Genomic DNA, 18,948 nt, shown 5'->3' with positions numbered 1-18,948 from the left:
GCTCTCACAGGGGCACCTTGGCGAACACCAGGAGGTAGACCCCGTAGGCGTGACTGAGCCCGGCCAGCCCCGCGGTCACCACGACCGCGGAGCGCGGCCGGGCTCGCGCCATCGCGGCGGCCAGCGGCAGCAGCAGCGGGAACGCCGGCAGCAGGAACCGCGGCTTCGACTCGAAGTAGCCGGCGCCACCCACGGCGATCACCAGCAGGACCGCCGTGTAGACGAGCAACGGCAGCGGCGGCCGGTCGTCCACGAGCAGCAGCACCGCCAGCAGCAGGGCCGCGCCCAGCAGGAACGCCGACACGGTGGTGGCGAGCGCCACGGGCCCGCCGGTGAGCACCTCCCAGACCTTCAGCAGCGTGGCCCGGCCCCCGTCGAAGCGGGACCCCCACTGCCGCTGCACGGTGAAGTACCCCGTGAGGTCGTCCCGGGCCGCGCCGACGGCCACCACGTACCCCAGCCAGCCCGCCGGCGCCAGCAGGCCGGCCACCCACACCCCGGGTGCCCGGGAGCGCCGTACGAGCAGCGCATGCAGGGCGGTGACGGACACCGCGGCGGCGACGGCGATCCCGGTGGGCCGGGTCAACCCCGCGACCAGCGCGAGCGAGGCGGCGAGCAGCCAGCGCCCGCGCAGCAGTGCGTACAGCGACCAGGCGGCGAGCGCGACCAGCAGCGGCTCGGTGTAGGCGAGGGTGAGCACCACCGCGTGCGGGGTCGCCGCCCACAGCGCGACCAACAGCAGTGCGACGCGCCGCCCGGCCACCAGCTCCCCGACCCGGTACACGCCGACGGCGGCCACCGCGGCGGCGGTCCAGGAGACCAGCAGCCCGCCCCACTCGCCGCCGCCCGCCAGCCGCACCAGCGCCGGGTACAGCGGGAAGAAGGCGTGGTCGCTCTGCACCAGCCCGGTGACGGGCCAGATCTGGGTGCGGCCGTAGCCGTGCCGGGCGATGGCGAGGTACCAGGCGGAGTCCCAGGAGTGCCCCAACACCCGTACGGGGCTACGCCCGGCCCACCAGGCAGCCAGGACCAGCACGGCGGCCCCGGCCCCGCGGACCACCGCGAACACGCCGAGCGCGAGGGCGGCCGAGGGCACCCCGACGGCCCTGACGTCCCGCGGCCGCACGAAAACCGACGTACTGCCCGTCGCCGTCATCTACCCCCGACTTCCCTGCGCTGTGTGAGGAGGCCCATCCGGACCATGAGGAGCCTCGGGCACACTAAGCGCCCCCGCCGCGCACCGGGCGTGAACGGCACCGGAAGCTCCGGTGACATCCCACACGCCGCCGCGCCCGGTCCACCGGCCCTCCGGTCCGCCCGGAGCCCCAGGTGGACCGCGGGCGCCCCTCCGCGGGATGTCCGGCGATGCCGGTGAGCCCAAGCGGATCGTGTCCCGGCGGCTCGGTGAAACGGCATGGTCCGCCGTATCCTGCCCGCACACGGGAAGGAGCCGTCCATGAGCGCCGACGCGATCATGCACACCGAGTTCCCCAAGGGGTACGTGGTGCTGTTCGGAGCTGACGGAAAAGTGATCATGACTCCGCAGAGCGAAGAGCACTCCAGCACCATCAGGTCGATGCAGATCGACTCTCTCGCACTCGGTCGTCACGCGAAGGTCACCTCGGACGTCTACATCGACTTCCCCGCCGACGAGAACTCCGCTCCCGATCTCGCGATCCTTCGCGAGGACGCCCGCCGCGAAGGCAAGCGCTACAGCTTCGAAGACGTCCTGCTGATCTCCGAGGTCGTCGCGACCTCCTCCGCTCGCAAGGACTACGACGACTGCACCGCGAAGTACGGCCGCTACGGCATCCCGATCTACCTGGTGGTGGACCCCTACGCTCAGGAAGTCGTCCTCCACACCCAGCCGACCGGCACCGGTTACATCGCGGCGCACACCCACAAGTACGGCACCGGCAAGCTCCCCATCCCGCTGGCCGACGGCCGCACCTTCACGCTCGACCTCGACGAACTCCCGCGTCCGGAGCCCGAGGCCGACGCCCGCTGATTCCGGCCGCGACGGGGCGGGTACCGTGCCACCGTAAGGACCGCTGCGGACAGGTGGGATGGGTTGCATGCGGATGAGGTTCGAGCCCGAGGCCGAGGAGGAGTTCGAGGCGGCGCGTGGGCTGCTGGTCGATCGCCTGGCCCGGTGGGCCGGAGAACAAGGGCAGCCGGTGGACGGGTTCACGGCCGAGGCGATTCTGGACTACCGGCACGGAGCGACCGCCGACGGCCGACTGGGGCTGTGGGAGCCGCGCCACGTGGAGGAGCTCCTGCTCACTTGGCTGCCCCAGAACGTCACCGAACTCCCCGGGGAGGAACGCTCCGACGCCCCGGGCACACTGCGCACGCTGCTGCGCTATCTGCACGCGGCGCAGTTGGCGGATCCGCGAGGCCCCGTACTCCAGGATTCCCTTGCCGCGGTCGGCGAATTCGCGGAGCGGCACCCGGCGGCGATGGCGGACCGCACCCGCTGGGGTCTCGCGAAGTTCTGGGCGATGACGGCCGCCGAGCACGGCGTGGACGTCCGGGACGGGGCGGCGCTGCAGCGCTTCGCGGACCGGGCGCGGCGCGGAGCGGTCGCCTATGACGAGCAGGCCCTCGACGCGATCATGGAACGGCGGCTGACCGGCCGCGCGCTGTCCGGCTCGGCCCGCGCCGAGCCGCAGCTACCCGTCGCGCTGCCCGAGGACGACGAACTGCGCCGGAGGGCAGAGGCGTCGAAGACGGTGGGGCAGTTGCGCGGACTCACCGAGTGGGCGGGACGGGACGGCCGCCCTGTGACGGCGACGGGCCGGCTGCGGATGGCCGATGCCCGAGACCTGGTGGACGTACTCGGCACCGGGGACAAGACCGACGGGGTGCGCTCATCGGCCGACCTGCCGCGGCTGGGACTGCTGGTGGAGTGGGCGAAGAAGGCGCGGCTGGTCCGGGTGGCCAAAGGGCGTCTGTACGCGGTGGCCAAGGCCCGGCCGGTACTGTCCGACCCGCTTCAGCTGTGGCTGCGCGCCTTCGACGCGTGCTTCGAACTGCGACAGCCCCTCCTCGGGGCGCGTAGCGGCTGGCACGTCGAGTCGATGCTCTTCGACGTCTACGAGGACGTCCTGCCGGATGTGCTGAACACGCTCTACAGCCTGCCGTACCCGATGCCCTGGCCGCGGCTGCGCGACACGGTGCACCTGGCCTATCGGACCTCCTTCCAGCTCGACGGAGGGTCGGACCTCCAGCACGGGATGTGGTTGGAGCACGCCGACCGGGACCTGCGCAGGGTGCTCGACCTGCTGGACGACCTGGGCGCGATCGAGCGTGACCGGGGAATGGCCGACCCGGTGTTCCTCGATGTCGACCTCGCCGACGCCGGACCTGAGCTGCCCGCCGGCATGCCGCCGGAGCTCGCGGAACTGCTGGGCGTCGCAGGGGCGACACCGGACCCGATGGCGCGGGAGCGGGCCGACCGGCGGCGGGAAGAGCTGACCGCAGGGCCGGTCGAACTCATCCGTCTCACCGAGCTCGGCACCCGGGCTGTGCGGCAGCGACTGCTGGCCGTCGGCAGGGACGCACCGCTGATCGGTGAACTGGCCCAGGCGTCGGCGACCGGCCTGCTGGGCGTGCTGGCCGAGGAGTACCCGCCGGATGCCGCCCGGGTGGAATTGGCCGGCTGGATCGCGGCCCGTGGCGAGCGAGAGGCGGCACTGCGGCAACTGACCGACGCGGTAAGAGTCATGGCTTTCCGCACGCGCGCACAGGCGATGCTCGGCGTGCTGCTGACCGCGCTGCCGGACGGCGAGGGCGAGCAGCTGTTGCGCGTGCTGCGCCGCGATCCCCAGCTCGCGCCGCTGGCACTGAACACGTTGGCGCAGCATGAGCTGCTGTCTCCGGCGGACATGACCGATGCCGAGCATCTGCTGGTGCTGGCCGAGAACCTGCTCCAGCTCGTGGAGCTGGCGGGCGGATCGGGCGGCGCCGAGGAGACGCTGCGCGCCCAGGGCCCGGAGGTCAGGGACGCGATCGCCGCCGCGTCGGACTCCGCGCACCCTGACCGGGCCGGTCTGGAAGAGCTGAGTCGGCTGGCTGCCCGGACACTACGCGTTCCCGCCGCCCGTTCCGGCCGCGCCCACAAGCGGGCGCGCCCCGCCGGCAGAAGCGGCCGCAAGCGGCGCCGCTGACCGGCGGCGGCATCGGACAGGGGCCGCCGGTGCCGAGGAGACCGGCACCGGCGAGGAGCTGGGCAACGGGTGGGTCCCGGCACCGTACGTCCTTGACTGGGTATGCCGCCTGGCGTTCAGGACGCGAGGCCGCGAAGGCGGTTGACTGCCTCGTGGAGGACGCCGTCCTTCTTGCAGAAGGTGAAGCGGACCTGGGTGCGGCCGGTGTCGGGGTCGTCGTAGAAGACGGAGTTGGGGATGGCGACGACGCCGCAGCGTTCGGGGAGGGTGCGACAGAAGGCGTGGGCGTCCTTCTCGCCGAAGGGGGTGATGTCGGTGGTGATGAAGTAGGTGCCCTCCGGCTGGTAGACCTCGAAGCCGGCCGCCCGCAGGCCGTCGCCGAGCAGGTCGCGCTTGCGCTGCAGGTCGGCACGGAAGCCGTCGAAGTACGAATCGGGGAGGTGGAGAGCTTCGGCGACGGCGTACTGGAAGGGGCCCGCGCTGACGTACGTCAGGTACTGCTTTGCGGTCCGGACCGCGGAGACGAGCGGGCCGTCCGCCATGACCCAGCCAACCTTCCATCCGGTGAAGGAGAAGGTCTTGCCGGCGGAGGAGATGGAGACGGTGCGCTCGCGCATGCCGGGGAAGCCCGCCAGGGGGAGGTGGGAGCCCTCGAAGACCAGGTGCTCGTACACCTCGTCGGTGACGACCAGCAGATCGCGCTCGACGGCCAACTCGGCGATCGCGGCGAGCTCGCCGGAGGTGAGGACGGTGCCGGTCGGGTTGTGCGGGGTGTTCAGCAGGAGCAGCCGGGTGCGCGGGGTGACGGCGGCGCGCAGTTCGTCCAGGTCGAGGACGAAGGCCCCGCCGTGCGGGCGCAGGGTGACGGGGACGCGGGTGGCGCCGGCCATCGCGATGCAGGCCGCGTAGGAGTCGTAGAACGGCTCCAGGGCGATGACCTCGTCGCCCGGCTCCAGGAGGGCGAGCAGGGAGGCGGCGATGGCCTCGGTGGCGCCCGCGGTGACCAGGACCTCGGTCTCGGGGTCGTAGCCGAGGCCGTAGAAGCGCTGCTGGTGCGTGGCGATCGCGGTGCGCAGCTCCGGGACGCCGGGACCGGGCGGGTACTGGTTGCCGAGGCCGGTGAGGACCGCGCGGGAGGCCGCCTCGGCGATCTGCGCCGGACCGTCGGTGTCGGGGAAACCCTGGCCCAGGTTGATCGACCCGGTGCGTGCCGCCAGCGCCGACATCTCAGCGAAGATCGTCGTGCCGAAGGCCGCCAGCCGGCGGTTGAGGAAGGGGCGGTCGCTGCCCGCGGGTGCGCTCATGGGCGCCATCCTGCGTGCAACCTCTGGACTTGCTCAAGTGTGCTTTGGGCCGCGCGGGCCGGGGGCATCCCCCCTTCACGCGGGACGCGGGGATCCCGCTCCCCGGAGGACCGGGGCGTGAGAGAGGGGCGGACATGGAGTTCGTCGCGATAGCGGTGGTGATCGGGGTGCTGTTCGTGCTCCTCGTCAGGGGGGTCGCGCGCAAGCCGGCGGGACGCGGCTCGCGGACGTACCGGACGAGCCGCGGCCAGAGCAGCTCGTGGGTGGGCGACTCGGGCTCGTCCGGCTGCGGGTCGTCCTCGTCGTGCGGGTCGTCGTCCTCGTGCGGAGGCGGGGGCGGCGGCGGAGGGGGCGGGGGGTGCGGCAGCAGTTGACGGGGCGGACGGCGCCGTCCTGACGTGGGCGTCCGAGGCCCGTTTCCCCCGGGCGCCCCGTGCGTTGTCCGTGCAGCGCGACGCGCGGGACGCAACCTGTTGAACACGTGAACTGCGAAGCCCCCGGGGGGATGTAAACCCCGTCAAGTTGGGTAAAAACGCTGTGAGTGCCGTGCCTTTCATGATTCCCTCGGTTGAGTAGACCAGTCCTCGGACCTCCCTGGACTTCCTGTGGACCCGTGCCGGTGTCCCCCCACCCGTGCTTGCTACCGCTGGCGGGCCCCGGCCCCTCTCCCTCGCGCGTTTGCGGAGCCGACTCATGCTCACGACCCTCCAGACCTCATACACCGACACGCGTGCCGCCGATCTCGCCTGGGCCCTGGGTCGGGACCGGCTGCCCGCCCTGGCCGTACTGAACCTCGAGCTTTCTGGTGCGAAGGTCGAGTTGCGCCTGCTCGGGGCCTCCCATCAGGTTCTGCTGGAGGAGCGGGACGTGCTCTGTTCGGAGACGGTCGCCTGCATGCCCGGCAGCAGTACGCCGCTGCCGCTCGGCGTGGCGAAGCGGGTGGGCGACTGCGAGTACGAGTTCGCCGCACGGGTCGAGACCCTGTCCCGGGGATCGTTCGCGGGGCGGGCGCAGGAGCTGCTCGCCCTGGTGGCCGATCACCCGAACGGGCTCGCGGGGACGTTTCCGGGAAGTCCGCACGCCTTCACCGCCATGCTCGCCCAGCGGTACGAGGGCCAGGTGCGGTGGCGCACCTGGCACGCCTACCCGCAGGAGGGGCAGTTGGTGGTCACCCGCACGCGGGTCGGGATCCGGATGGGAGCCGCGGCGCCGGCTCTGGAATCGCCGGCCCTGCTCTAGGCCATGCGGGGGAGGGCCGTTCGGGCGCGGCGGGTCCTGGCGGAGCCCCGTGGCGCGAGGCGTGCGGTGTGGTTACGCCAACCGGCCGAATCGGTGCGCCACTTGCACCCATGTGGGTGACCGGATGCGAGTGGGCGGTGACGTACGGTTCGCTGCATGATCGACCGTTCCGTCCCGCGCCGGGTCCTCCCGGCTCCGGAGCCGGGAGGCGCCGCGACCGTTCCGGTGGCGCTGCCCGTACGGCCCCGGACCGGCCGACTCCTGGTCCTGGCCACCGTGTTCGTCTGCGCCGCCTGCGGGCTGGTGTACGAGCTGGAGCTCCTCGCCCTGGGCACCTACCTCATCGGCGACTCCGTCACCCAGGCGTCGGTCGTCCTGTCCGTCATGGTCTTCGCCATGGGCGTCGGCTCGCTGCTCGCCAAGCGCCTGCGGCACCGGCCCGCCCTCGGCTTCGCCGTCATCGAGGCCGGCCTCGCCTGTCTCGGCGGCCTCTCCGCCATGGCGCTCTACGCGAGTTTCGCCTGGCTGGGGGAGTCCCGACCAGCGCTTGTCGCGTTCTCGTTCGCCATCGGGATGCTCATCGGCGCGGAGATCCCGCTGCTGATGGTCCTCATCCAGCGCATCCGCAGACAGGACGCGGGCGGCGCCGTCGCCGACCTGTTCGCCGCCGACTACGTGGGCGCCCTCGTCGGAGGCCTCGCCTTCCCGTTCCTGCTGCTGCCGATGCTCGGTCAGCTCACCGGCGCCATGGTCACCGGCACCGTCAACGCCGTCGTCGGCGGCGGGCTGGTCCTGTGGCTCTTCCGCCGTGACCTGAGCCGGCGGAGCCGCTGGCTGCTCGTCGCCGCGAACCTGACCGTCCTCGTCGTCCTGGCCTCCGCGACCGTCCTCGCCGACGACTTCGAGCGGTTCGCCCGGCGTGCCGTCTACGGATCCGAGGTGCGGGTCGCCGTCCGGACCGGCGTGCAGGAGCTGGTGCTCACCGGGCCCGCGACCGGCTCCCCGCGCTCCCTCGACCTGTACCTCGACGGGCGGCTGCGGGTCAGCGGCTACGACGAGTACCGCTACCACGAGGCCCTGGTGCACCCCGCGATGACCGGCCCGCACGCCCGGGTGCTCGTCCTCGGCGGCGGCGACGGGCTCGCCGCCCGCGAGGTCCTCCGCTACCGGGATGTCGCCTCCGTCACCGTCGTCGAGGTCGACCCCGGCGTGGTCAGCCTCGCCCGCACCGACCCCATGCTGTCCGCGCTCAACGCCGGGGTGTACGCCGACCCGCGCCTGGTCGTCGTCAACGAGGACGCCTTCCGCTGGCTGCGCGGCCCCGCCGCGAACGACCGCTTCGACGTGATCGTCTCCGACCTGCCGGATCCCGGCATCGCCCCCAGCACGAAGCTGTACTCGCAGGAGTTCTACGGACTGGCCGCACGGGCGCTGGCCCCCGGAGGCCGGATGGCCGTGCACGCCGGACCGATGACCGCGCGCCCCCGTACGTACTGGACCGTCGACTCCACGCTCCGCGCGGCGGGCCTGCGTACCGCCCCGTACAGCGCCGGCGGCCGCCTCACGGGCTTCACCGCCGGCCCCGACCGCAGCCCCTCCGGCGGGACCGGCGCGCCACCGCAGGACTGGGGCCTCGTCCTGGCCGCCCGCGACCAGCAGCCCCGGCTGCGCGTGGACGGCGAGACGCCCGCGCTGAGCTCGCTGACCACCGGTTCCCTCCAGGACGCGGCGCGCGACGCCGAACGCACCCGACTGAGCGGACTTCCGCCCTCGACGCTGCCGCATCCGCGGTATTCGTGACCCGGTGCGGTCCAGGCCGTAGGCTCGATCGCATGGAGCATCAGGTGTTCGTCCCGGTCCCGGCAGACGACCTCCGCGCCGTGCTGCGCGACCCCGCACGGGTGGCCCGGTGCGTGCCGGGACTCCAGCAGGACGCCGACACCGGCGTCGGCCCGCTGTCCGGCCGGCTCAAGGTCCGGGCCGGCGGGAGCACCGTGACCTATCGGGGGTCCGCGGCCGTCACCGAGCGGGACCCCGACCACTTCACCTTCGAGGGCGAGGGCACCGAGGTGCGGGGCAGCGGCACCGTGACGTTCTCCCTCGGCCTGCGTCTGACGCCGGCACCGGACGGGACCCGGCTGGACTTCTCCGCCCACGCCACCGCCGACGGGCGGGCCGCCTCCTTCGACCCCGCGGCTGCGGCCACCGCCCTGCGCAGGCTGTTCGACCGGGCCGCCGGCCAACTGGCCGCCGGGTCCGCGGTGAGCGGTCCCGTCGCCGATCCCGTTGCCGAGGCCGAGGACGCCGATGGTGTGGAGGGACCCCAAGGCGACGTCACCGAGGTCAGCGCCACGGTCTTCGAGACCGAGGTGCCGCCCCCGTCCCTGGACCCTGCCGTGGACCCGTTCCTGGCCGCCGGGTTCGAGGACCTCGGAGCGGCCGGTGCCCCGCGGCCGCCGGCCGAGGCCGCCCACGCCCGCCGCACCATGATCGGCCGCAGTGCCGAGGAGGTGGACCACGCGCCCCCGCGCGGCCGGTACGCTCCGGTTCCCGCCCCGGCCGCCACCGCGACCGGCGACAGCCTGCGCTGGATCGCCCCGGCTGCGGCGCTCGCACTCGCCTCCGCCGTCGTCATCGGCCGCGCCCTGCGTCGCCGCCGCTGACCCGCGGCCCCCGCCGCGGTGCGTGCGGTCTCGGGCTCTGCCGTCGGCGTCACGCCCTGGCCGGGACGCCCGGGTGCGGCGCGTACCCGGGCGTTTCCCGCGCCGTGGCGTGCACCCACCGGACACTGCGGCCCTGACCGGTGCACCTGCGGTGACGTGGCCGAGCACTACTAGGGTCGACTGCATGAGTACGCAACTGAGCGCCGGCGGCACCGAGGTGACTGTCGACCAGGAGAACGGCTGCCGGATCAGCAGCCTGCGCATCGACGGAACCGAGCTGCTGCGCCAGGGGCCCCGGTACGGAGCCTTCCCGATGGTGCCGTGGTGCGGCCGGATGAAGGACGGCCGGTTCCACAACGGTGCGACCGTGCACCAGATGCCCCTCGACCACCCGCCGCACGCCCTGCACGGCCTCGGCCGGGACGCGTCGTGGCGGCCGGCCGGCGCCACCGCCACCGAGGCCGCATTCGTCTACGACCTCGCCGACCCGTGGCCGACGCCCGGCCGGGTCACCCAGGTCGTCACGCTGACCGAGGACTCACTGACCCTCACCATGGGCGTCGAGACGTACGGGGACTCCTTCCCCGCCCAGGCCGGCTGGCACCCCTGGTTCCTGCGCAGCCTCGGAGGTCAGGACGTCGAGATCTCCTTCGACCCCGCCTGGCAGGAGGAGCGCGGGGCCGACCACCTGCCCACCGGACAGCGCATCGACCGCCGGCCCGGTCCCTGGGACGACTGCTTCGGCATGCCCGACGGGGTCGACGTCACCCTCACCTGGCCCGGTGCGCTGGAACTACGCGTCACCAGCAGGTCCGAATGGGTGGTCGTCTACGACGAGCAGGCCGAAGCCGTCTGCGTCGAGCCCCAGTCCGGTCCGCCGAACGGGATCAACACCGCTCCGCGCCTGGTCACCCCCGTCGACCCGCTGGAGGTCTCCACGACCTGGACGTGGCGGCGCCTCGTCTAGCCCGCAACTAAGCTCGTCGCCATGAGTGACGTCAACGAAGTCATGCCGTCGGGCACGCGCGATGCGCTTCTGCAGCAGATCAAGGACAAGGCCGTCGTGCACGGCAAGGTGATCCTCTCCTCCGGCCGGGAGGCCGACTACTACATCGACCTCCGCCGGATCACCCTCGACGGCGAGGCGGCCCCGCTGGTCGGCCAGGTCATGCTCGACCTCACCGCCGAGCTCGACTACGACTGCGTCGGCGGCCTGACCCTCGGTGCCGACCCGGTCGCCACCTCGATGCTGCACGCCTCCGCCGCGCGCGGTCAGCGCCTGGACGCCTTCGTCGTCCGCAAGGCGCAGAAGGCGCACGGCATGCAGCGCCGCATCGAGGGCGCCGACGTGAAGGGCAGGCGCTGCCTGGTGGTCGAGGACACCTCGACCACCGGCGGTTCCCCGCTGACCGCCGTAGAGGCCGTCCGCGAGGCCGGCGGCGAGGTCGTCGCCGTCGCCACGATCGTCGACCGCGGCGCGGCCGACGCGATCGCCGAGGCGGGCCTGCCGTACCTCACCGGCTACCGCCTCGAGGACCTCGGCCTGTCCTGACCGGCCACCGCGACAACTGGCGCCAAGGGTCCCCCGACCTCTTGAGGTGGGTCTGACCTGGCTTTTCATCGCGTCCCGGGATGTTTCACGTGAAACATCCCGGGACGTTCCCGCCTGACGCGAGACCGGCGGGCTGGACCCTTGCGCGGAGTCTGGAAAGATAGGCGCGACGATGACGTCGCCCCCAGGTCAGGGCCCGCAATAAGCACACTTCCCGCACACCCAAGGAGCGGACAGATGCCCATCGCAACCCCCGAGGTCTACAACGAGATGCTCGACCGGGCGAAGGCAGGCAAGTTCGCCTACCCGGCCATCAACGTGACCTCGTCCCAGACCCTGCACGCCGCGCTGCGGGGCTTCGCGGAGGCCGAGAGCGACGGCATCATCCAGATCTCCACCGGTGGTGCGGAGTTCCTGGGTGGCCAGCACAACAAGGACATGGTCACCGGCGCGGTCGCCCTGGCCGAGTTCGCGCACATCGTCGCCGCCAAGTACGACATCACCGTCGCCCTGCACACCGACCACTGCCCCAAGGACAAGCTGGACGGCTACGTACGTCCGCTCCTGGACATCTCCGCCGAGCGCGTCGCCCGCGGTCAGAACCCGCTCTTCCAGTCGCACATGTGGGACGGCTCCGCCGAGACCCTGGCCGACAACCTGGCGATCGGCCAGGAGCTGCTCGCCAAGGCCGTCGCCGCGAAGATCATCCTTGAGGTCGAGATCACCCCGACCGGTGGCGAGGAGGACGGCGTCAGCCACGAGATCAACGACGAGCTGTACACCACCGTCGAGGACGCCATCCGTACCGCCGAGGCCCTGGGCCTGGGCGAGAAGGGCCGCTACCTGCTGGCCGCCTCCTTCGGCAACGTCCACGGCGTCTACAAGCCGGGCAACGTCGTGCTGCGCCCCGAGCTCCTGAAGGACCTCCAGGCCGGTGTCGCCGAGAAGTTCGGCAAGGCCTCGCCGTTCGACTTCGTCTTCCACGGCGGTTCGGGTTCCACGGCCGAGGAGATCGCCACCGCGCTGGAGAACGGCGTGGTGAAGATGAACCTGGACACCGACACCCAGTACGCCTTCACCCGCCCGGTCGTGGACCACATGTTCAGCAACTACGCGGGCGTTTTGAAGGTCGACGGCGAGGTCGGCACCAAGTCGAAGTACGACCCGCGGACCTGGGGCAAGGCCGCCGAGGCGGGCATGGCTGCGCGCGTCGTCGAGGCGTGCGCGGACCTGCGCTCTGCCGGCACCCGGATCAAGTAGTCCGCCGCCGCTGAGGCGGCAGCAGTCGCACCCCCAGGGCCCGGCCTCCGTCCCACGACGGAGGCCGGGCTTCGGGCTGCCCGCCCCTCTACTTCAGCTCGGCGTACGCCTCGGCGCTGCTGTCGTTCAGGAACTGCCAGCACCTCTCCGTCTCGCTCTTCTCGTCGATCGCGCCGGCGGCGCGAGCGAGGGCGGCGAGGCAGCGCAGGAACCCGCGATTGGCCTGGTGGTCCCAGGGGATGGGGCCGTGCCCCTTCCACCCGGCCCGGCGCAGCGCGTCCAGACCGCGGTGGTAGCCGGTGCGCGCGTACGCGTACGACTCGACCACCCGACCGGCCTCGAAGGCCTCGTCGGCGAGCATCGCCCAGGCGAGCGAGAACGTGGGGTCCTTCGCCACCACTTCGGCCGGCGACAGGGACCCCTCGCCGAGCAGGCGGTACGCCTCTTCGTTCTCCGGGAGGTACGTCGGCTCCGGGCCGCCGAGCAGGTTCTTGTGCATCGTCATGGAAGCAGTCTGCCACTCGGGGACCGGGGGACGATCGGAGAGCAGACCCCGTGCAACGGTGAGGACCGGACCCGGAAGCTCGGGGGGCAAGGCCCGGCAGGTCATCGACTTCGGGTCCACCCACGACGGCACGGGGCCGGGCGGCGAGTCCGTCGGGGCCTTCCGCAAGGACGCCAAGGCTTCATGCGTACGGTCTGACGGCCCCGGGCGTGCTCGCACGCACGGGCAAGCGGGCTGCACCCGCACACGCCTTGCACGAATCCTTTGAGTTGAGGAGCGAACGATCACATGCTGTTGCTGGAACTCGCGCTGCATTCCCTGATGGACCTGGCGCTGTGGATCGGCGGCAAGGGGCTCGACCGGGCCCGTTCCGCACGCCGCGTCGCCGCGTTTCGGCGCGGTGAGCCGGTCACCCTGCGCTGCCGGTACCGTACGGGCGCCAGGGCATCTGGGATGCAACCCGGGAAGATAACGCTGCTCCGCTCCGCAGCGGTCCTGGACGGGCCCGGTGCGAAGGCGCTGCGGCTGGCCGGACCGTCCGACGCGGCGATCGGTGGCGGCCGCGGCGGAACTGCGCTGACCTGCAACACCATCCAGGGGGAGAAGGCCGAACTGTTGGTTCTCACCTGGGATTCCACCATGGTCGGGATCATTGCGGAGTCGATCGACGCGGGGGCCTGAGCCCGCTGAGCGGACCTGGTGGGCCGACTTTCCCCACCGGATCCCGGAGAGATCGGCCAGGCGGGCCCGTGGCACAGACCGCGTCCGGGTCAGGAGATCCGGGCCGGCGGGGCCCACGCTGGACAAGAGGGCCACCTGGAGGACGACCAGGTGGTCGCCCCACGTCACCGGTGAAGCGTCGCCAGTGCTGCCGACCCGCAGGGGCCCCGAAGAGGGCCGATCCGGCGCCCGGGGGGACGCGGTGGCGCGTGGCAAGGGCCGCCACCGTGAACAGGGCGGCGGGGCCAGCCACAGGTGGCCGTGCGCCGCAGTGCTCGCCCGGCCGTGTCCCGTGCGGTCCCGCACCGAGCCCCCGGGTGCGGCGGAGGGGCGGCACCGGGTCCGTCTCCCGGTCGGCCGAGGCTGCGACCGGGTGCCGCACGGCGGGCGGCGGGACGTGGCACGCGGACCGGGTGTGTGGTCTGCATCACTCTCCGCTGGAGCGCCGGCGCGCCGGGGTCCTATGATGCGGGCAGGGGACCGGGGCTCCACTCACCTCACGGAAGGAGCGGACCGCTACCCGGAAGCACGTGTCGAGGAGACAGCGATGTCGAACACCCTTGATGCCTCCGGAGTCGGCGGGGACACCCCGAACCTCGACTTCGACGGCACGACCCCGTACGAGGACTACGTCCAGGCGGACGTCCTCACCCACCTCCAGCACCTCCGCTCGGACGACCCGGGCGAGATGGTCTTCCTGGTCACGACCCAGGTCATGGAGCTGTGGTTCACGGTCATCGTCCACGAGTGGGAAACCGCCGCGAAGGCTCTGAGCGAGGACCGCATCCCGGTCGCAATGGATGCGCTGAAACGTTCCCTCCGTGAATTGGAGGCCCTCAACGCCTCCTGGCGCCCGCTCGCCCAGCTCACCCCGGCGCAGTTCAACGCCTACCGAGGCGCCCTCGGCGAAGGTTCCGGATTCCAGTCGGCGATGTACCGCCGGATGGAGTTCCTGCTCGGCGAGAAGTCCTCCTCCATGTTGGTCCCGCACCGCGGCGCGCCGCGTGTCCACGCAGAGCTGGAGAAGGCCCTCCAGGAGCCCAGCCTCTACGACGAGGTGTTGCGCCTGCTGGCCCGCCGCGGCCTGCCGGTACCGGAGTCGGTCCTCAACCGGGACCTCTCGCTGCGCTACGAGGCCTCGGCCGAGGTCGAGGCCGTCTGGACCGGCCTGTACGCCGCCCCGGAGCTGCACGCGGACCTCCACCGGCTCGGCGAGGTCCTCACCGACGTCGCCGAGCTCGTCTGGCGCTGGCGCAACGACCACCTGGTGGCCACCCGACGCGCGATGGGCGCGAAGACCGGAACGGGCGGCTCGGCCGGTGTGACCTGGCTGGAGAAGCGCGCGACGAAGAACGTCTTCCCGGAGCTCTGGACGGCGCGCAGCCATGTCTGACATCCGGTCCGACCTGCGGACCCGTGCGGCCGAGCTGGACGCCGCCGACGAGCTGGCCACACTGCGCGAGCGCTTCACCCTGCCCGACGGGGTCGTCTACCTCGACGGCAACTCGCTCGGGGCGCTGCCCGCCGGTGTGGCCGCGGCCACCGCCGACGTCGTCGCCCGGCAGTGGGGCGAACTGCTCATCCGCTCGTGGGACGAGAGCGGTTGGTGGACCGCGCCCGAGCGGATCGGCGACAAGATCGCCCCGCTGATCGGCGCCGCTCCCGGCCAGGTGGTCGTGGGTGACTCCACCAGCGTCAACCTCTTCAAGGCCCTGGTCGGCGGTGCCCGCCTCGCCGCCCCCGGCCGGACCAGGCTGCTGGTCGACTCGGCGACGTTCCCCACCGACGGCTACATCGCGCAGTCGGCGGCCCGGCTGACGGGCCTGACCGTCGTCCCGGTCGACCCCGCGCAGGCGGCGGAGGCGATCGACGCCGACACCGCCGTGGTCCTGCTCAACCACGTCGACTACCGCAGCGGCCGGCTCCACGACCTGCCGGCCCTCACGGCGGCGGCCCACGCCGCCGGGGCGGTCGCGGTCTGGGACCTCTGCCACTCCGCGGGCGCCCTGCCCGTGGGCCTCGACGCGCACGGTGTCGACCTGGCGGTCGGCTGCACGTACAAGTACCTCAACGGCGGCCCCGGCGCCCCCGCGTACCTGTACATCGCAGCTCGCCACCAGGACGCCTTCGACTCCCCCCTCCCCGGCTGGAACGGCCACGCGGATCCGTTCGCGATGACCCCGGCCTACGAGGCGGCGCGGGGCGCGACCCGCGGCCGCGTCGGCACCCCAGACATCCTGTCCATGCTGGCGCTGGAGGCGGCGCTCGACGCCTGGGACGGAGTCGCCGTCGAGGCCGTGCGCGCCAAGTCCCTCGCCCTGACCGATTTCTTCCTCGCGTGTGTGGCGGCGTACGTCCCGCAGGGCCTGGTCGAGTCGGTCACCCCGGCCGAGCACGAGTGCCGCGGCAGCCAGGTCTCGCTGCGGACCGACAACGCCCGGAAGGTCATGGGGGAGCTCATCGCCCGGGGCGTCATCGGCGACTTCCGCGCACCCGACGTCCTGCGCTTCGGCTTCACACCGCTCTACGTCGGTTTCGCCGACGCCGAGCGTGCGGCGCGCACGCTGGGTCACATTTTCGGGTGAAGCGGTAGCGAAACGTCACATCGCAGGGCGGGCGGGGCCAATGCTCCGTCCGCCCGGCCGTATTCCGGTCCCAGCACGGAACAGGCTGTTCCAGACTGATACGGTCCCGCTCTGCCGGAACACCGGAACATCTGTCCCCGCTGTCCCACGCGTTACCGAGAGGTTGAGCCGATGACGGACCCCGCCGCCGTGGAACGGGACGCCGCCGAGGCCGCCTCGGCCTTTGCCCATCCGGCGGTCGCACCGGACGCGACGGCCGCGTACGGCGAACACCCCGACCACGTCGTCGACTTCTACGCCCCGCGCGGCGAGACCCCGGGCCCGGCCCCGCTGGTGGTGGTCCTGCACGGCGGGGCATGGCGGGCCCCCTACGACAGGCAGCACGTCACCCCCTTCGCCGACTTCCTGGCCCGAAGCGGTTTCGCCGTCGCCAACGTCGAGTACCGGCGCGGAAGTTCCCTGCCCCACCAGGACGCCGAGGGGCCGGTGGCCGGGCGCTGGCCGGAGACGTTCGACGACGTCGCCGCCGCGATGGACGCCCTGCCGGGGCTCGTCGCCTCCGCCCTGCCGCAGGCCGACGTCCGTCGCGTGGTCGTCACCGGTCACTCGGCGGGCGGCCACCTCGCGCTGTGGGCCGCGGCCCGGCACGTGCTCCCGCCCGGCTCGCCGTGGCGGCTGCCCGCCCCGCCGATGCTGCGCGGGGTGGTGGCGCTGGCGCCGATCGCGGACTTCGCGGTGGCGGAGGAACTGGGCGTGTGCGGCGGGGCGAGCGCGCAGCTGCTGGGCGGCGCGGACCACTGGGACGAGCGCATGCCGTCGGCCGACCCGGCGTCGCTGCTGCCGACGGGCATCGCCACGGCGGTGGTCCAGGGCCGCGACGACATCGTGGTCCCGCAGCAGGTGGCCGAGGCGTACGTGGTGGCGGCCGCGAAGGCCGGCGAGATGGTCGGGCTGACCCTGCTCGACGGGGTCGGCCACTTCCCGCTGATCGACCCGGCGGCGGACGCCTGCGCGGTGGTGGCGGAGGAGATCTCCCAGCTGGCCTGGTAGCGGCCCGGCTGCGTCGGGGCGTGCCGCGGCGGCCGGTCGGGGAGCGCCGGACGGCCGGAGCGTCGGGCCGGTCCGTGGGGCATAGGGGTCGGTTCAGGGTGGAAACGCGCCAACTCCCTTGGATCGCACATTTATTCGCCATCCGGGGGGTGAAGATCTGTGTACGCTGGAGCCCAGACCTGAGCACGTTCAAAAATGGGGGGATCGGTGCGCAGTCGCCGTCTCGTAGTTTCCGTTGCCGTCATCGCGGCCACCATCGGCTTTGCGCCGGGCATCGCCGCGGCCGCCGGGCCCGTCGCGCCCGGGCCCGTCGCGCCCGGGCCCGTCGCGCCCGGGATGGGTGCGCCGGCCGTCGACCTGGCCAAGGCCGCGGCGCCGGGCCTGAAGACCTTCAGCAGTCCCGCGGAGCGCTCCGTCCGCAAGGCTCTGCCCGGTGCCAAGAGCGGGGTCGCCGCCCAGCAGGCGGCCGGTAACCCTGACCTGGCCCTCGTCCTGAACGCCACGGCCACCACCGCGCACGCGTTCGACCTGGAGACCACCATCGTCAGCGCCGACTCCGCGCTGAAGGTCACCGTCGACTGGGGCGACGGGAGCGCCCCGGACGGCATGGACGCGCACGGCTCGACGCTGCTGAAGAACAGTCACACCTACGCGAAGCTCGGCCAGTACACCGTCAGGGTCGCCGTGACGGACCCGGCCAACCAGGCCGAGGTCGTCAACGAGTTCCAGATCATGACCGCCGGCTCGGACTTCGTCGCGCACACCCCGACCCGCCTGCTGGACACCCGCGACGGCACCGGCGCGGTCCGGGGCAAGGTCCCCGCGTACGGCTCGACCCGGGTGAAGGTCGGCGGCAACGGGACCATCCCGGAAGGCGTCACCGCCGTCGCCCTCAACGTGACCGTCACGAACACCACCAGCGGCGGACACGTCACGGCGTTCGCCGAGGGCACCGACCGGCCGACGACCTCGAACGTCAACTTCGAGGCGGGCCAGTCCGTTCCGAACCTGGTCATCGTGCCCGTCGGCAAGAACGGCTACGTGGAGCTCGCCAACCGCGGTTCGGCGTCCGTGGACCTGATCGCGGACGTGACCGGCTACTTCACGCACGCCGACGCGGCCGGCTACACGCCGATGGCGCCGGTCCGGTTCGTCGACACCCGTGAGGGCCTCGGCACCGCCCGGGGCCAGCTGCAGGGCCAGAAGACCTTCGGCACGAAGATCAGCGGCCTGCGCGGAGTGCCGGCAGGCATCACCGCCGTGGCGCTGAACGTGACCGTGACCAACCCGAGGGAGGCCGGGCACCTGTCCGTCTTCCCGGGCGGCGGGAGCGTCCCGATCACGTCCAACCTGAACTTCACCGCGGGCCAGACCGTCGCGAACGCCGTGATCGTGCCGGTCGGCCCCGACGGCACCATCGACGTCCGCAACGGCGCCTGGGCCGGTACGGACGTCGTCGTCGACGTCGTCGGCTACTACAGCACCCAGAGCAAGGCCGCCTACATGCCGATCACCTCGGTCCGGCTGCTCGACACCCGCGACCCCCGCTGGACGCACGGCCCGATGCAGGGCCGCGGCTACATCTGGCACCCGCTGTCCGTGGACGAGCCCGGCATCGCCGGGTTCGTGCTGAACACCACGGTCACCAACACCGCCGGTGCGGGCTTCCTGTCGGTCGCCCCCGACCCGAACACGCGGGAGCAGTACCGGCTGGGCCGCCAGGTCTTCCCGGACCGCCCCACCGCATCGACGCTGAACTGGACGGCCCGCCGGACCGTCCCGAACCTGGTCCAGGCAGCCGCCGGGAACAACGGCATCGTCGACTACTGGAACCAGGGCTGGGACAACACCGACCTGATCGTCGACATCTTCGGCTACTACGAGAGCAACTGACCCACCAC

Annotated in this window: 16 protein-coding genes; 13 read left to right on the top strand and 3 right to left on the bottom strand. The window is 72.4% G+C overall.

Annotated elements, in window-relative coordinates; genetic code table 11:
* Nucleotides 1–4: 4 nt before the first annotated feature.
* A complete protein-coding gene (locus AW27_RS15565; protein ID WP_078556325.1) occupies nucleotides 5–1,156 on the bottom strand; it encodes a mannosyltransferase family protein in 1,152 nt (383 codons plus the stop codon).
* 300 nt (nucleotides 1,157–1,456) lie between these two features.
* Between AW27_RS15565 and AW27_RS15560 the strand changes: the two genes are divergently transcribed.
* Both AW27_RS15560 and AW27_RS15555 read left to right on the top strand, forming a co-directional pair.
* A complete protein-coding gene (locus tag AW27_RS15560; protein WP_037920785.1) occupies nucleotides 1,457–2,008 on the top strand; it encodes a Uma2 family endonuclease in 552 nt (183 codons plus the stop codon).
* A gap of 67 nt (nucleotides 2,009–2,075) precedes the next feature.
* Nucleotides 2,076–4,169 carry a hypothetical protein gene (locus tag AW27_RS15555; protein ID WP_037920788.1) on the top strand — a complete coding sequence of 698 codons (2,094 nt, stop codon included), beginning with the start codon at nucleotides 2,076–2,078 and terminating at the stop codon, nucleotides 4,167–4,169.
* A 116-nt stretch (nucleotides 4,170–4,285) separates the two neighbouring features.
* Here the strand turns inward: AW27_RS15555 and AW27_RS15550 are convergent, their stop codons facing one another.
* Nucleotides 4,286–5,482 carry a pyridoxal phosphate-dependent aminotransferase gene (locus AW27_RS15550; RefSeq protein ID WP_106967575.1) on the bottom strand — a complete coding sequence of 399 codons (1,197 nt, stop codon included), beginning with the start codon at nucleotides 5,480–5,482 and terminating at the stop codon, nucleotides 4,286–4,288.
* Between the two features lie 684 nt (nucleotides 5,483–6,166).
* Between AW27_RS15550 and AW27_RS15545 the strand changes: the two genes are divergently transcribed.
* The 6 genes from AW27_RS15545 to fbaA all read left to right on the top strand — a co-directional run bounded on the left by AW27_RS15545 (nucleotide 6,167) and on the right by fbaA (nucleotide 12,187).
* Complete coding sequence (locus AW27_RS15545) at nucleotides 6,167–6,712, top strand: DUF2617 family protein (protein WP_037920796.1); 546 nt, start codon at nucleotides 6,167–6,169, stop codon at nucleotides 6,710–6,712.
* A gap of 156 nt (nucleotides 6,713–6,868) precedes the next feature.
* On the top strand, nucleotides 6,869–8,512 hold the full coding sequence (locus tag AW27_RS15540) for a polyamine aminopropyltransferase (protein ID WP_037920798.1): 1,644 nt from the start codon (nucleotides 6,869–6,871) through the stop codon (nucleotides 8,510–8,512).
* A 32-nt stretch (nucleotides 8,513–8,544) separates the two neighbouring features.
* A complete protein-coding gene (locus AW27_RS15535; protein ID WP_037920799.1) occupies nucleotides 8,545–9,375 on the top strand; it encodes an SRPBCC family protein in 831 nt (276 codons plus the stop codon).
* 184 nt (nucleotides 9,376–9,559) lie between these two features.
* The gene (locus AW27_RS15530; RefSeq protein ID WP_037920800.1) at nucleotides 9,560–10,342 is read left to right on the top strand and encodes an aldose epimerase family protein; all 783 of its coding nucleotides are present in this window, start codon (nucleotides 9,560–9,562) and stop codon (nucleotides 10,340–10,342) included.
* A gap of 21 nt (nucleotides 10,343–10,363) precedes the next feature.
* Nucleotides 10,364–10,927: an orotate phosphoribosyltransferase gene (gene pyrE / locus AW27_RS15525; protein ID WP_236647612.1), complete on the top strand. Its 564-nt coding sequence runs from the start codon at nucleotides 10,364–10,366 to the stop codon at nucleotides 10,925–10,927.
* 237 nt (nucleotides 10,928–11,164) lie between these two features.
* A complete protein-coding gene (gene fbaA / locus AW27_RS15520) occupies nucleotides 11,165–12,187 on the top strand; it encodes a class II fructose-bisphosphate aldolase (protein WP_037920803.1) in 1,023 nt (340 codons plus the stop codon).
* An 88-nt stretch (nucleotides 12,188–12,275) separates the two neighbouring features.
* On the opposite strand, the gene AW27_RS15515 is transcribed toward fbaA, so the two are convergent.
* A complete protein-coding gene (locus tag AW27_RS15515; RefSeq protein ID WP_037920805.1) occupies nucleotides 12,276–12,692 on the bottom strand; it encodes a DUF3151 domain-containing protein in 417 nt (138 codons plus the stop codon).
* Between the two features lie 288 nt (nucleotides 12,693–12,980).
* Here AW27_RS15515 and AW27_RS15510 point away from each other — a divergent pair, with 288 nt between their 5' ends.
* The 5 genes from AW27_RS15510 (at nucleotide 12,981) to AW27_RS15490 (ending at nucleotide 18,940) form a co-directional block, all read left to right on the top strand.
* Nucleotides 12,981–13,373, top strand: coding sequence for a hypothetical protein (locus tag AW27_RS15510; RefSeq protein WP_037920808.1), 393 nt, complete (start codon nucleotides 12,981–12,983; stop codon nucleotides 13,371–13,373).
* A 586-nt stretch (nucleotides 13,374–13,959) separates the two neighbouring features.
* Nucleotides 13,960–14,805 (top strand): tryptophan 2,3-dioxygenase family protein, encoded by an 846-nt coding sequence (locus AW27_RS15505; RefSeq protein ID WP_037920810.1) that lies wholly within the window; start codon nucleotides 13,960–13,962, stop codon nucleotides 14,803–14,805.
* A complete protein-coding gene (kynU, locus tag AW27_RS15500; protein ID WP_037920813.1) occupies nucleotides 14,798–15,997 on the top strand; it encodes a kynureninase in 1,200 nt (399 codons plus the stop codon). Before AW27_RS15505 ends, kynU begins: the two co-directional genes overlap by 8 nt.
* Before the next feature lie 171 nt (nucleotides 15,998–16,168).
* Nucleotides 16,169–17,047, top strand: coding sequence for an alpha/beta hydrolase (locus AW27_RS15495; protein ID WP_037920816.1), 879 nt, complete (start codon nucleotides 16,169–16,171; stop codon nucleotides 17,045–17,047).
* Between the two features lie 207 nt (nucleotides 17,048–17,254).
* Nucleotides 17,255–18,940, top strand: a complete 1,686-nt coding sequence (locus tag AW27_RS15490; RefSeq protein WP_157840221.1) for a PKD domain-containing protein — start codon at nucleotides 17,255–17,257, stop codon at nucleotides 18,938–18,940.
* Nucleotides 18,941–18,948: the final 8 nt, after the last annotated feature.

This window comes from Streptomyces sp. PCS3-D2 (genome assembly GCF_000612545.2).
Classification (GTDB): Bacteria; Actinomycetota; Actinomycetes; order Streptomycetales; family Streptomycetaceae; genus Streptomyces.
The sequence above is the reverse complement of the archived record's forward strand: the minus strand, read 5'-3'. Positions and strand labels throughout refer to the sequence as shown.